The sequence below is a fragment of the Exiguobacterium sp. AT1b genome, assembly GCF_000023045.1.
In the GTDB taxonomy this organism is placed as follows: domain Bacteria; phylum Bacillota; class Bacilli; order Exiguobacteriales; family Exiguobacteriaceae; genus Exiguobacterium.
Map to the genome: position 1 here is coordinate 2,532,427 of NC_012673.1, position 12,643 is coordinate 2,545,069.

Consider the following 12,643-nt stretch of genomic DNA (forward strand, 5'->3'; position numbering starts at 1 on the left):
GAACATGCTAGATGGACCACGCGTTACGCGTATTAGAATATGAAAAATTGCGCCAACAGCTTGCCGGTCACGCGGCGAGCTCGCTCGGAAAAGATTTGGCGCTGAAGATGCAACCTGACTACTCATACGACCGGGTGCTCTCGAATTTGAACGTGACGAAAGAGGCGACCGAGGTCGTTCGTCTCCGTGACCGTCTGCCGCTCGGTGGGCTCACGGATGTCCGTGCGGAAGTGAAACGGGCCGCAATCGGCTCGGTCCTCTCGACGAGCGAATTGCTCGCCGTCGCTGCCGTCATGTATGGCGGACGCCAAGTGAAGAACTTCATCGAGAAGCTTCACGAGGATAACGAAGAGATTCGCATTCCACGTCTTGACGAGTATGCGGACAAGTTGACGAAGCTCATCGAGGTCGAACAGGCGATTCGTCATGCGATTGACGACCAAGGGACTGTCCAAGATTCCGCGAGTCCACAACTCCGTGGACTTCGGACACAGCTCCGGAGCTTTGAAGGGAGTGTCCGGTCACGTATCGACAACATCCTCCGCAACAATGCGAAGATGCTCTCGGACGCCATCGTCACAATCCGGAACGATCGCTATGTCGTGCCGGTCAAACAAGAGTACCGTCAAGCGTTCGGTGGAATCGTTCATGACCAGTCGGCTTCTGGTCAGACACTCTTCATTGAGCCGCAGGCCATCGTCTCCATCAATAACGAGATTCAAGAAGTTCGTCTGAAAGAACGTGCTGAAATCGAACGGATTTTAAGTGCTCTCTCGAACGAGGTCGGTGGGGTCCATGATGCCATCATGACGAACCTCGACGTGTTGGCCGAACTAGACTTTATCTTTGCGAAAGTCGCATACGGACAAGAGATGAAAGCGACCGAGCCAAAGTTGAACGACAATCGAGAAATCAAGTTGAAACAGGCACGTCATCCGTTCATCCCGAAAGATGAGGTCGTACCGATCACAGTCGAGCTCGGAGAAGACTACACGTCACTCGTCATCACCGGACCAAACACCGGCGGGAAAACCGTCACGTTGAAGACGATTGGACTCCTTCAATTGATGGTGCAATCAGGTCTCTACGTGCCGGCAGAGTTCGGAACAGAGCTTTCCGTGTTTGACGCGGTCTATGCCGATATCGGGGATGAGCAATCGATCGAGCAGAGTCTCTCGACGTTCAGCTCGCATATGACAAACATCGTCGGCATGCTCGACAAAATCGACTTCATGTCACTCGTCCTCTTCGATGAGCTCGGTGCCGGGACGGATCCACAAGAAGGGGCTGCCCTTGCCATCGCCATCTTAGATGAAGTGAAACGCCGCGGGGCACGTGTCGCTGCGACGACACACTACTCGGAACTGAAGGCATACGCTTATAACCGCGAAGGTGTCATGAACGCCTCGATGGAGTTTGATATCGAATCGCTCAGCCCGACGTACCGTCTCTTGATTGGCGTACCGGGTCGCTCGAATGCCTTCGAGATCAGTCGTCGTCTCGGACTGTCTGAGCAAGTCATCGACAAGGCACGTAGCCACGTCGGTAGTGACGCGGAGTCAGTCGAATCGATGATCAATGAGCTCGAAGCGGCGAAACAACGCGCCGAGCAGCTCGAGCAAGAGCTCATCGTCAAGCGCCATGACTTTGAAGAAGAGCAGGCCGAATTCGAAGCGAAGATGACGGAATTTGAGCGCGAACGCGACAACTTGTATAGAGCGGCCGAGGCGAAAGCCGAGAAGGCCGTCGAACAGGCGAAGCGTCAAGCGAACGAAGTCATCGACCGCTTGAAGAAGCTACGTGAGCAAGGAATCGTCAAAGAGCACGAGATTATCGCGGCGAAGAAAGAGCTCGAATCGGCAAAACCGACGCTTCAAGAGAAAAAGATTCAAAAAGTGAAACAAAAAGCCCATCAGAAACGTACGTTCAGTAAGGGCGAAGAAGTGAAAGTGACGACGTTCAACCAAAAAGGCTACATCGTGAAACAAATCAACGACAATGAGTATAACGTCCAAGTTGGCATCATGAAAGTGAATGTTAAAGCGGACGACCTTCAGAAGATCGGTCCATCGAAAGAGAAGTCGCTTCAGTCGAAAGGCAGCTCGCTCAAACGTCAGAGCTCGACGAAGTCCGAGCTCGACCTCCGTGGCGTTCGTGTCGAAGAGGGACTCATGCGTCTAGACAAGTATATCGATGAAGCACTCGTGTCGGGCTATGATAACGTGCGCATCATCCACGGATTAGGTACCGGAGCGATGCGTCAGGCGACACAAGAATTTTTAAAAGGACATCGTCACGTGAAGAGCCAGCGCCCAGGAGGAATGGGTGAAGGTGGACTCGGTGTCACGGTCGTCGAACTGAAGTAAGGGGAGTCGGGAATGGGTACGATTACGTTTGCCGTTATGCTGGAGTCGTTCGGCCTCTATTCGATGGCGGGACTGATGATTGTCGTCGGTCTTGCCATCTTCGAGGTGACGACGCCGTACAGCAACTGGCGTGAGATTCAAAAAGGAAATATCGCCGTCGCCTTGGCGACAGGCGGGAAGATTGTCGGTCTCGCCAACATCTTCCGGGTCGTCGAGAGCCATCATGATAGCACAATCGACATCTTTGTCGGTGGAGGATTTGGATTCATTTTGCTCCTCGCGACATACTGGTTGTTTGAATTTTTGACACCGACATTGAAGGTGAACGACGAGATTCAAAAAGGAAATATCGCCGTCGGGTTGTTGGCATTCTTGCTGTCGATCGGGGTCTCCCTCGTCGTCGGCGCGGCATTGGTGAGGTGAAGACATGGTATACGAACGATTGGCAAAGATTTTGTTCATCGGGGCCGGGCTGTTCTTAGTGGCAGCGGCACTATGGTATATCTTTTATTGAGAGAAAGCGATGTCGTGAGGCATCGCTTTTCTTATTTTGTTTTAATAGTAATTTTAAAGAAATAAATTCAAAAATATGATAATTTTAAATTATAATGGTTACTAATGAGGAGTTGAGTATATGAAGAAAATAGTAGTTGATTTTGAAAATTGTTTTGGCATTAAAAAATTGAAGCATGAGTTTAAATTTGAAAGTAATAAAGTAAACTCTGTTTATGCAAAAAATGGAGTTATGAAGACTTCTTTTACAAAAGTATTTGATTGCATTAAAAATTCAAAAACAATTCAGATTAAAGATCAAATTTTTGGAGAAAGTCCAATCAAATTTGATGTTTATTTAGATGATAATTTAATTAAAGATGATGAAATTTTTGTTATTCATTCATATCGAGATAAATATGAGACTAGTAACTTGGGGGATTTACTAATTGATACTGAACTTAAGGAAGAAGTATCAAAATTATTAATTAAAAGAAATGAATTACTCAAAAAAATTGAAAACTTGTCAGGGATTAAAGTTTCAAGAACTACCGGTGGAAAAGTTAGGTTTGAACTTGAACCAAAAATTATAAAAGATATGGTTTTTCATGAAGATAGTATACTAATGAATTTGAATTATTTTATTGAAAAAGATGAATTTGAAGACTACTCGAAAATTCCTTACTCTGCTATTTTTTCTGACACAGCATATAAAAAAATAATATCAGATGATTTTCAAAATTTGATTGAAAAGTATCTTTTGAAGAGTGATGAAATTTATGGAGAATATCATTTTTTTGAAAAAGGTAAATTTCATTTAGGGAAACTGAAAAAAATGAACAAAGATATTAAGAACAGTTCTTTTTTCGTTAAAGATAATGCTTTAAAACTTAATGGTAATACCGAAATTAATTCCGAAAAAGATTTGAGTCAAATGATTAAAGAAATAGAAGGGAAAATTTATACTTCTCCTGAATATAAGAAAATTGAAAGTCTGCTTTCTGACGCAACCGGGACTATATTGAAAGATTTAATTGAATCACATCCTGAATTAATTCAGGAACTCAAAAAAAATAGCATAGAAAATCTAAGACAGAAACTATGGATTTCCTATTTCAAAGCATTTGAATCTGAAGTGATTGATCTTTATAAATTATATGAAGAGGTCGATGAGAAAGTTAAATCTTTAAGAATTGATGACACACCTTGGAAAAATGCTTTAGATATTTTTGAAAGCCGGTTTGATGTTCCATATAGAATGAAGATTGAAAACATTAGAAGTTCAGTAATTGGAGAAAGTATACCCAGAGTTAAATTTTCTTTTTGTAAAGATGGGGACTATAACAACGACTCTGAATCAAATTGGATTGATATTGATAGAGATCAACTAGAAGAAGCTAATGTTTTGAGTCAGGGAGAAAAGAGGGCGCTTTATCTATTAAATATTATATTTGATATAGAAAAGTTAAAAAGAGACAATAAAAATGTTTTAGTCATAGTTGACGATATAGCTGATTCGTTTGACTATAAGAACAAGTATGCGATTGTTGAGTATCTCAAAGAGATTTCAGAATTAGAAATGTTCAAAATGATCATACTATCCCATAATTTTGATTTTTATAGGACTATTTCGAGTAGATTGAACTTAAGCAGAGAAAATCGCTTTTTAGCCGTTAAGACCGAAAACGGAATTGAAATTGAGAAAGAACTCTATCAAAAGAACCCATTCGAGTTTTGGAAAAATTCAACTGAAATTAAACACTTTATTGCTTTGATTCCTTTTGTGAGAAACTTGATTGAATACGGTGTAGATAAAAAAATTAATAAATTCATAGAAATTGACAGAGATTTTATGTTGTGTACCCACCTACTTCATTTTAAAAAGCATACGGAGCTAATTACTGTTGGTCATTTGAAAGAAGTATTTAAAGAATACATAGGTAAAAAAACATTTAATAGTCACATAGATGATTCAGAATATGTTTCGGGATTAATTATTAATGTTGCAAATCAAGTGAAACATGTAAACAATAAGCTCGAAGATAAAGTTATTCTTGCTATTGCAATTAGGTTGGTGTCCGAAAAAATCATGATAGAGAGCTTGAAGAGTTCAACAAAAAAAATAACGTGGGAATTAAAAAGAAATCAAAAAGAAATTGGGAGTACAATGGAATTCTTGACATATTTAGAATCTGCGCCAAATCAAACTAGGGAATTAGTATCGGCATACATGCAACTTGATAATGTAGAACATATAGGTCTTTTAAGCAAGGTCAATATTATGACTCCTGAGTTAATTCATATAAATTCATTTATGTACGAACCTATACTAGATATGGATATTAATGAATTAATTAATCTTTATCAATCATTAAAACATGTAGAAAGAAATCGCGCTTCGATTGTATAAAAATGTAACAAAACAACGTCGTCCCGAATCGGGGCGACGTTGTTTTGTTTATGGGACATCAATTTTGACGGTATACACTTTCGGCATGGCGTCACTTGACGCATACAAGACGAGTGTCTTCTCTTTCTCTGGGACGAGGAAGACTAAATCAATTTCGGATTTCTCGCCTGTGAAATAACGAAAACCGTTCTTGAACGCTTTCTTATTGTGGTTGACCATATCGACTGGACTATATTTTGTCCCGTCTGGTGTGTACATACGGAATCCGTTTGGACGATATTCCATATAACCACCTTGACCGTCATCTGAATGGAAGAGGGAGAGCGGGAGACTCACGAATCGCTCCCCATCTTTCGGTTCGGTTCCGTCCGGAGAGGCGTAAACGGGTTCACCAACTTGGAACTCACGTTTCTTCATTTGTGGATCCCCGATAAACGTTTGGAACGTGCCGAGGTTCATGATTTTTTGAAGGTCATCTTCTTTCGGTGTGGTGGCTTTGGCTTCTTTTGGTTTATCTGATTTTAAATCAGCCTGTTTCGCACCCGTCGTCTGTGCGGTCGGTGCTGGTGTCGCTTTCGCCTCTTCCGTGACCGGTTTTACTTCTGGTGACGTGAAGACGAACAAGCTGATGATCCCAACAACGAGTGCCGTCGCCGTCGTCCCGAGGACGAAGCGGAATCGTTTCTCGACTTGCTTTTGGTTGACGACATGCCCACCAATCGCTTCAGCCGGTGTGATGCGTACGGCACGTTCAGCAGGAAGGAGTGCACCTAAGATACCTGTTACGACCGGGATGAAGATGGTCGCAAACAAGAATGGTAGCTCTGACGTCGGGAACTGTTGATACATGATCGTGACGATGATGATGGTGAACTTCACACCGAGTAGTCCGGCGAAGAACCCGGTCAACGCACCTTCTGTCAAGACGAGACGACGGATGGACGTGTTCTGCCAACCGAGCGCTTTCAAGACGGCGAGTTGCGGTTTTCGTTCGGAGACGTTTTGCCACATGATCTCGGTCGTCGTCAGCATCGCAATCAGTAAGGCGACCCCCATGGCGACGTAATGCATCGTTCCGACTTCAAGTGCCACGAACTCACCGATCCACGTCGTGTACAAGACACCTTGGAGACGGAACGTGACGAACAAGAAGAAATCGAACAGACTCGTCGGTAAAGCGATAGCGAGAATCGACAACAACGTCCGTGGCCAATACGTTAAGAGTTGGTTCAAGCTCATGCCGACGCTCGAGCGAGAGCGACCGAGACGTCGGCCTTTTGAGACTTCACCTGACTGCATCGTCTCATATGGCTTGATGCGACGGACGAGTCGAATCGGGATGAGTGTCCCGAGCCAGTAAATCAAAAGTCCGGCGAGTCCAATCAAGAGGATACGGGTGATCGATGTCGAGCCTGCGGCCGTCCAAAGGAACGTCCCGAGAATCATCCACGAGATGAGCGCGACCATCGACCCGAGGATCGTGGCTTCTAAGAATAACAGTTTCGAAAGCTGACTCGGTCGCCAACCGAGCGACAAGAGGATGGCGAACTCTTTCTTCCGTGCGTACAACATGATGATGTTCGAGCTGAACACGTACAACATCGCGACGAGGATGACGCTCGCGACGACACCGGAGAAGCCGAGTTTCGCTTCCTGGAAAATCGTGATCGACGATCCGATTTTAATCCATGGCTGCTGAATCCAACCGAGCGAACTTTCTCCTTTTAAACCAGGGAGATAGGTGACGGCGTATTGTGGAGACGAACCGAGCGTGACATCGGTGATGAGACCGGTCTTGTCTTCGATCTCCTTCGCGACCGCTTGGAGCTTCGCTTCGCTCTCTTCGTTCAAGACGTCCACGCCTTTCACATTGACGCGAATGGCCGAGATGGCCTTGTCACCGGCGATGGCGAACGCCGCATCGAGTGTCGTCAACATCGAAGGTGGCTTCGTCAAGAAGCTATACGGGTTATTCGTCGGTTTGACGGTCGTCGGTGGGTTGACCGGCTCATCCTTCGAGTTCATGACCCATTCGGCGCTTGCCGGGAAATAAGTCTCCATCGGAAGTTCCGTCAACGGATCTTTTGACAACTTCAGTTTCGATGGGTCGAATAGTCCGACGTAGTTATATCTCACTTTCGGCGCATCGTTAATGTCTTCCGCGTATAAATTGGACTTGCGATACATACTTTCTTGGCCATACTTCACTTGACCCTCAGCGAGGAACGGCTTGATTTGATACGAATATGGCCAACGTTTCGGGAACGGGCTCGTCACGCCTTCATAGACGAGCGGTGATGCCTTCTCGGCAATCCACGTATATTCCATGGTAAGACGAGGATCTTGTGGCTGTGGTTTTCCTTCTAAAATATGTTTCGTGATGTTGTCGTGCATTTGTTGTGCTGTAAAGTCGTATGAGGCGACTTTTGTCCCTTTCAAGCTATCCAGGTATTCCTCTTTTCCGTTCTCTAAATACGTATTGATGAATTTTTCTGCGTCGCTCGTATCGGCATCGACTTCTTCGATGGTGTAGTTGATTGAGGCATCGACGTAGTCTTTTGTACTCATCAAAATCGGGATTGTCATGACTTCTTCATCGTAAGGCTCTGGGACATCCTCTTCATTGAAGTAACGACTGAACGCTGTCGCTTGTACGGCATCGTCTAACCCGACGAGTTTCGCTTCGGCGACCGGATCAATCCCGGCGAGCATGACATCGCTTCCGTAATCGAGTGGGAATTCTTCATACAGGGCGGTCGGACCGATGCCAATATGGGTAGTATCGCCGTTTGGCATCCAGCCGACCCAAAAGTAGGCTTTCAAGTCTTGGAAGTCATTGATTTTTTCAATGCCCGTATCAATGAGCGTATTCATCTTGAGTCGATAAAGACCCGCTTTATCAAACGTGTGCGTTTGTGTGAACGAGCTCGAATAAGTCGACCCAATCATGGCGATTGGTGCCGCGACATCAATGTCGGCAATCTGTTGAATCGTCTCGTATTGCTCGCGCGTGATCCCGCCTTCGAGTCCGCTCATATAGTTCGGCTCGAGCAGGTTCAAGTCCTCGGTCACGCTTCGGCTGCCTTCCGGACGGACGACGATATGATAAGACGAGTCCCAACGTTTTTGTAGCTCGTTGACGACCGTCCCGTTATTCGCCTGGGTCACACCGAGAAGATAGCTGAGCCCGGTACTGACGATGAGCATCCCGACCATGAGCAGGATGAATCGTTCCTTATTCCGCCACCACGAGTTCCAAATGAACTTAAGCATGATGGACGTCGCTCATAGCGACGACCTGCCCGTCGCGCATCTCGATTTTTCGGTTGGCCCGGTCGGCGAGTTCCGGGTCATGGGTGACGAAGAGGACGCCACATCCGTTCTCACGATTTAACCGGATCAAGAGGTCGAAGATGACGTCACCCGTGTGTGTATCGAGGTTCCCCGTCGGCTCATCGGCGAGGAGCCATTTCGGGAGATGAATGAGGGCGCGGGCGACGGCGACGCGCTGTTGCTGACCGCCGGACAATTGGGACGGTAACGAATCGACCTTGTCAGCGAGACCGACCTCTTTCAACAGTTCGAGCGCACGTTCATGGACGTCGTAATCGACTTTTCGTCCGAAGAGCGGGGACATGATGTTCTCAAGCGCCGTCAGTGTCGGAATCAAGTGGAACTGTTGGAAGATGAAACCGATGTTCTCGAATCGGAAGTCCGCGAGTTGTTTCGCAGAGAGCGTAGAGATGGGTTCATCGTTGAAGAGCAACGTGCCTTCTGTCGGACGGTCGAGTGTACCAATCAGACTGAGGAGCGTTGATTTCCCAGACCCAGATGGTCCGATAATGGAGATGAAATCACCGTGTTCGAAGCGGAGGTTGATGTCCTGTAAGGTGACTGTTTTGACGTCACCCGTATCAAAGCGTTTTGTTAAGTGTTCGCATGTGAAGTGATAAGCCATACCGTGAAATCTCTCCTTTACCTAATAGATAGTGAAAATATGTAAGAGGACGTAATATTCTGACTATTTTTAGATTAGAGGAAAAAGATTCCAATGTATAGCTGTATTTTTTTTCAAATGGGGAACGGGTATAGAAGAGTGAGGAGGAGAGAAGATGAAATCATTCGAAATTGAATTCCATTTAATCAACGAAGAAGTGCTGACGTATATGGTGGAGGCGGATACGCGATATGAGGCATTGGAGTCGATCTTTCAAGCGTTTCGACATGCGAGCGATGGATTCGTACAGTTTGAGGACGAGTTGATTGTGATGTTGGATCATGTGGCGTATGTGAAGGCGTTTGAGGTGGTGGAGTAGGAGGTATCGAAAGTGAAATATAATAAGCTGGTGCGTGATCGAGTGCCTGAATTAATTCAGGCAGATGGGAGACGAGTTATTATTAAACATTTAAATCAAGCAGAGAAGTTTGAAAATGCTAGATTGAAACTATACGAAGAGTTGAAAGAGTATGAAGATGCCAATATTGACGAAGAATGTTTGGAAGAATTGGTTGATATTTTAGAACTAGCGTATGCTCTTGGTAAGATGCACGGTGCCTCATTCGAAGAAATGGAATCGATTCGAGCAAAGAAACGTGAGCAAAAGGGCGGATTTGAGAGAGGTCTGTTTTTGGAAGAGGTTTTGGATTAATAAAAATCGCCTACAAATGAGTGAGAATTTGTAGGCAATTTTTATTAATTAAATGGAAGTTCATTGATTAAATCTTCGGTATTGAATTCTTTTTGTTCATATTTAAGCATTAAATCTAAGTAAGCATTTTGCGCCGACTCAGGGTCGGTTAAGAACATTTCTAACTCTTGATAAAGAGCATCTAATCCGCCAGCAGCGTATTCCTCGATAATATCATAGTTCTCGAGTGTCACATCTGACTCATCCTCAGAATCATTCTCGATTGAAAAACGTTCAAATGTATTTTCTAAATGCATGATCAATTTCATGAATTGCAAATCTTGTTCTGAAAAAATGCCAAGTAAAATTTCAGGACCGGGTTTTACTTTTTTTCTTCGTTCATTGCTATAACCGAACAATAATGCTGCCATGAAAGCATCTTTATAGGTTTCAAAAAGTTGAGCGTCTTCTTTTAACGCTGTATACATATGATCTTGTGTACTATCTCGACGCACGGAACGCTTTGCCATTACATTACCTCCATAATTTCCGTATATTCCCCAGTGCCTTCATTTGTATGGTTGAGTAATTTATATGATTTTCCAATCCGATGATTAATGGCTTCATCCACTTCTCCACGCCATTGTGAAGTAGATACAATCACAACAATTTGATCTGATAATTTTGGTAAATTTATTGCAACGCGAGAACGATGGTCTGCATCGAGTGCTCCAAACGGAGAATCCATTACAAGTGGAAAAATATTTCCGAGTTTTAAATCTTCATCTAACGCGTGACCTTTTTCTTTGTCTTTGTACTCCCTAGTTAAATCTACAATAGCACCGATGAAAGCAAGACTTGTAATCTGTGATTCTCCCTGAGATAAACCAATACTTCCTCCGTTTACATCTGAAACGAGAAGTTCGTAATTATCAGTAAGTGAGATTGGATAGTCTTTTCGTAATAACTGAGAATAGGTTAGTTTGATTTTTTCTTCTAATTCGGTTTTTACTTGGGATTCTCTGAGCTTTAAAAGCCCAATCAAAGTGTTTTTCACTTTCGTAGCAGACTCTAGAGCAAGTTGAAGTTTTAATTGTCTTTCTTCTGCTTTAGTCAGTTTACTGACCTCTTTATTTAATAACTCTTCTTCTTTTGAAATTTCCTCAATTGATCGAAGTAAACTTTCTATAGCAGCCTCTGCTTTAACGATTGCAGTTCGAATCGAGGATTCTCTCTCGATTAAATTGGATGAATTTTCGATATTGCGTGAACTTGCTTTCATACGTTCCTCAATTTCTCGTAACTCGTCTTCCAATCCTCTAAGGTTTTCTCTCAATTCTTCACGTTCACTAACGAGTCGTCTGATTTCTGTGTAAAAATGGCTTCTAGCAACTTCCCAACCACTTAAGCGGAAATAAAGTTGATCCATTTCATTTTTTGAACTCGATAAATTTAAGACCTCTTGCTGAACTTTTTCTAATGATGCAATTGATGTTGTCTCAAGTTCTTGTCCACACAAACATTTCCCTTTCGACATTAAAAAAGGAATCAAATCAGGATGAATCAATTTTTCAATTGAATCCTGGTCATTTGTAGATGCAATGCGCTGGAATCTTTTCATTGGTAAGGTTGAAAAAGCCAAGTGACTTGAGCGGGAAAGTAGGATTCTCAACTCATTTAATTTCTCATCAAATGCATTTTTCGTTTCTTTAATTGACTCAACTAAGTGATCACGTGTGACTTGAAAGGTTCTCGTTTCTTCACCGTTACGTAAAGCATTTTCAATACTTTTCAATTCGCTTTGGGCAGCCGAAAGTTCTTGTCTTGTTTCAGTAAGTTGCTGTTTCTTCTTTATTTTTTCATCTTCAAGTTGATTTATGCGCAAGTACTTGTCGCTCAATTCACTCTTTACATTTTTAGATACTTCGTCGCGAAGTTTAATTATAGTTTTACTTAAATGTTCAATAGAGTTATCGAATAACTCCAATCCCATCATTCTCTTAATGGAATCACGAATTTCCGAATAAGCTTCTTTCTTTCCTAAATGGTCCATTCGTTCACCGTCAAAGAAGAAGAACGTATGCAATTTATACGGCAAAATGCGATTAATTTCGTATGAGATATCTCTAATTTTAGTAGATTGATTTGTAGCTACATTCCGTTTAGTCAATTCAACTTTTTGATTGATTGTTTTATTCTTTGGCAAATTAAGCATATTGTGCTCAGAATCAAACTTCGCGTATAACATACGACGTAGTTCGTATTCATAATCGTTATGTTCAAATTTAATTTGTACCGCTGTGATTAAGTCATTTTTATTGTTTGTGTTTTCTTGAACAGCTTTATTATTAAAAATAGACTCAGGATTCGGTAATTTAAGTTCTCGTCCATAAAATCCCCAAATCAAAGCTGTAAGTAATGCTGTTTTACCGCTTCCATTTTCACCGTGGATGACAGTAACATTTTTGCTTGATCCGTGTGCAAATTCAATCGTATTCTGCCCATAATATTGACGGAAGTTTTCAATGATTACTTGCTTGAGAATCATGTCAGATAAACTCCTTTTTGATTAATTTAGAAAATTCATCAGGTAATTGCGCAGCAGTAAATGAACCTTCTTTATCTAAATAGTCTTTTTCTAAGCGAATGATATTTTGTAGAATTTGTTGTTCTGTTTCGGATAACTCGCTTAACAGTGCATATACATCATTTTCGCTGTTTGAATGGTTTTGACTCATCATGTTCAC

The 12,643-nt window shown here is 43.0% G+C and carries 10 protein-coding genes; 5 read left to right on the top strand and 5 right to left on the bottom strand.

The genetic code is table 11. The features are described 5' to 3' along the window. Positions 1-11 precede the first annotated feature (11 nt). The 3 genes from EAT1B_RS13190 (at position 12) to EAT1B_RS13200 (ending at position 5,268) form a co-directional block, all read left to right on the top strand. Positions 12-2,366 carry an endonuclease MutS2 gene (locus EAT1B_RS13190; protein ID WP_015881050.1) on the top strand — a complete coding sequence of 785 codons (2,355 nt, stop codon included), beginning with the start codon at positions 12-14 and terminating at the stop codon, positions 2,364-2,366. Between the two features lie 12 nt (positions 2,367-2,378). Then, on the top strand, positions 2,379-2,789 hold the full coding sequence (locus tag EAT1B_RS13195) for a DUF350 domain-containing protein (RefSeq protein ID WP_015881051.1): 411 nt from the start codon (positions 2,379-2,381) through the stop codon (positions 2,787-2,789). 211 nt (positions 2,790-3,000) lie between these two features. After that, positions 3,001-5,268 carry a hypothetical protein gene (locus EAT1B_RS13200; protein ID WP_015881052.1) on the top strand — a complete coding sequence of 756 codons (2,268 nt, stop codon included), beginning with the start codon at positions 3,001-3,003 and terminating at the stop codon, positions 5,266-5,268. Positions 5,269-5,316: 48 nt separating this feature from the next. On the opposite strand, the gene EAT1B_RS13205 is transcribed toward EAT1B_RS13200, so the two are convergent. Together EAT1B_RS13205 and EAT1B_RS13210 are read right to left on the bottom strand one after the other, a co-directional pair. After that, on the bottom strand, positions 5,317-8,541 hold the full coding sequence (locus EAT1B_RS13205; protein WP_015881053.1) for an ABC transporter permease: 3,225 nt from the start codon (positions 8,539-8,541) through the stop codon (positions 5,317-5,319). Continuing rightward, positions 8,534-9,226 carry an ABC transporter ATP-binding protein gene (locus EAT1B_RS13210; protein ID WP_015881054.1) on the bottom strand — a complete coding sequence of 231 codons (693 nt, stop codon included), beginning with the start codon at positions 9,224-9,226 and terminating at the stop codon, positions 8,534-8,536. Before EAT1B_RS13210 ends, EAT1B_RS13205 begins: the two co-directional genes overlap by 8 nt. A gap of 154 nt (positions 9,227-9,380) precedes the next feature. On the opposite strand from EAT1B_RS13210, the gene EAT1B_RS13215 reads away from it, so the two are divergent. Continuing rightward, positions 9,381-9,584 (top strand): hypothetical protein, encoded by a 204-nt coding sequence (locus EAT1B_RS13215; protein ID WP_015881055.1) that lies wholly within the window; start codon positions 9,381-9,383, stop codon positions 9,582-9,584. A 12-nt stretch (positions 9,585-9,596) separates the two neighbouring features. After that, entirely contained in the window at positions 9,597-9,917 is a 321-nt protein-coding gene (locus tag EAT1B_RS13220; RefSeq protein ID WP_015881056.1) for a nucleoside triphosphate pyrophosphohydrolase, read from the top strand. A gap of 44 nt (positions 9,918-9,961) precedes the next feature. Here the strand turns inward: EAT1B_RS13220 and EAT1B_RS13225 are convergent, their stop codons facing one another. The 3 genes from EAT1B_RS13225 to EAT1B_RS13235 are packed head-to-tail and all read right to left on the bottom strand — an operon-like array spanning position 9,962 to position 12,634. Next, positions 9,962-10,426 (bottom strand): hypothetical protein, encoded by a 465-nt coding sequence (locus tag EAT1B_RS13225; RefSeq protein ID WP_015881057.1) that lies wholly within the window; start codon positions 10,424-10,426, stop codon positions 9,962-9,964. Beyond that, positions 10,426-12,444: an AAA family ATPase gene (locus EAT1B_RS13230; protein WP_015881058.1), complete on the bottom strand. Its 2,019-nt coding sequence runs from the start codon at positions 12,442-12,444 to the stop codon at positions 10,426-10,428. Before EAT1B_RS13230 ends, EAT1B_RS13225 begins: the two co-directional genes overlap by 1 nt. A gap of 1 nt (position 12,445) precedes the next feature. Further along, on the bottom strand, positions 12,446-12,634 hold the full coding sequence (locus EAT1B_RS13235) for a hypothetical protein (protein WP_041917995.1): 189 nt from the start codon (positions 12,632-12,634) through the stop codon (positions 12,446-12,448). Positions 12,635-12,643: the final 9 nt, after the last annotated feature.

Coding starts and splice junctions, on each gene's coding strand:
- EAT1B_RS13215 (WP_015881055.1), top strand. CDS start 9,381: ATGAAATCATTCGAAATTGAATTCCATTTAATCAACGAAGAAGTGCTG.
- EAT1B_RS13230 (WP_015881058.1), bottom strand. CDS start 12,444: ATGATTCTCAAGCAAGTAATCATTGAAAACTTCCGTCAATATTATGGG.
- EAT1B_RS13225 (WP_015881057.1), bottom strand. CDS start 10,426: ATGGCAAAGCGTTCCGTGCGTCGAGATAGTACACAAGATCATATGTAT.
- EAT1B_RS13205 (WP_015881053.1), bottom strand. CDS start 8,541: ATGCTTAAGTTCATTTGGAACTCGTGGTGGCGGAATAAGGAACGATTC.
- EAT1B_RS13195 (WP_015881051.1), top strand. CDS start 2,379: ATGGGTACGATTACGTTTGCCGTTATGCTGGAGTCGTTCGGCCTCTAT.
- EAT1B_RS13210 (WP_015881054.1), bottom strand. CDS start 9,226: ATGGCTTATCACTTCACATGCGAACACTTAACAAAACGCTTTGATACG.
- EAT1B_RS13200 (WP_015881052.1), top strand. CDS start 3,001: ATGAAGAAAATAGTAGTTGATTTTGAAAATTGTTTTGGCATTAAAAAA.
- EAT1B_RS13235 (WP_041917995.1), bottom strand. CDS start 12,634: ATGAGTCAAAACCATTCAAACAGCGAAAATGATGTATATGCACTGTTA.
- EAT1B_RS13190 (WP_015881050.1), top strand. CDS start 12: ATGGACCACGCGTTACGCGTATTAGAATATGAAAAATTGCGCCAACAG.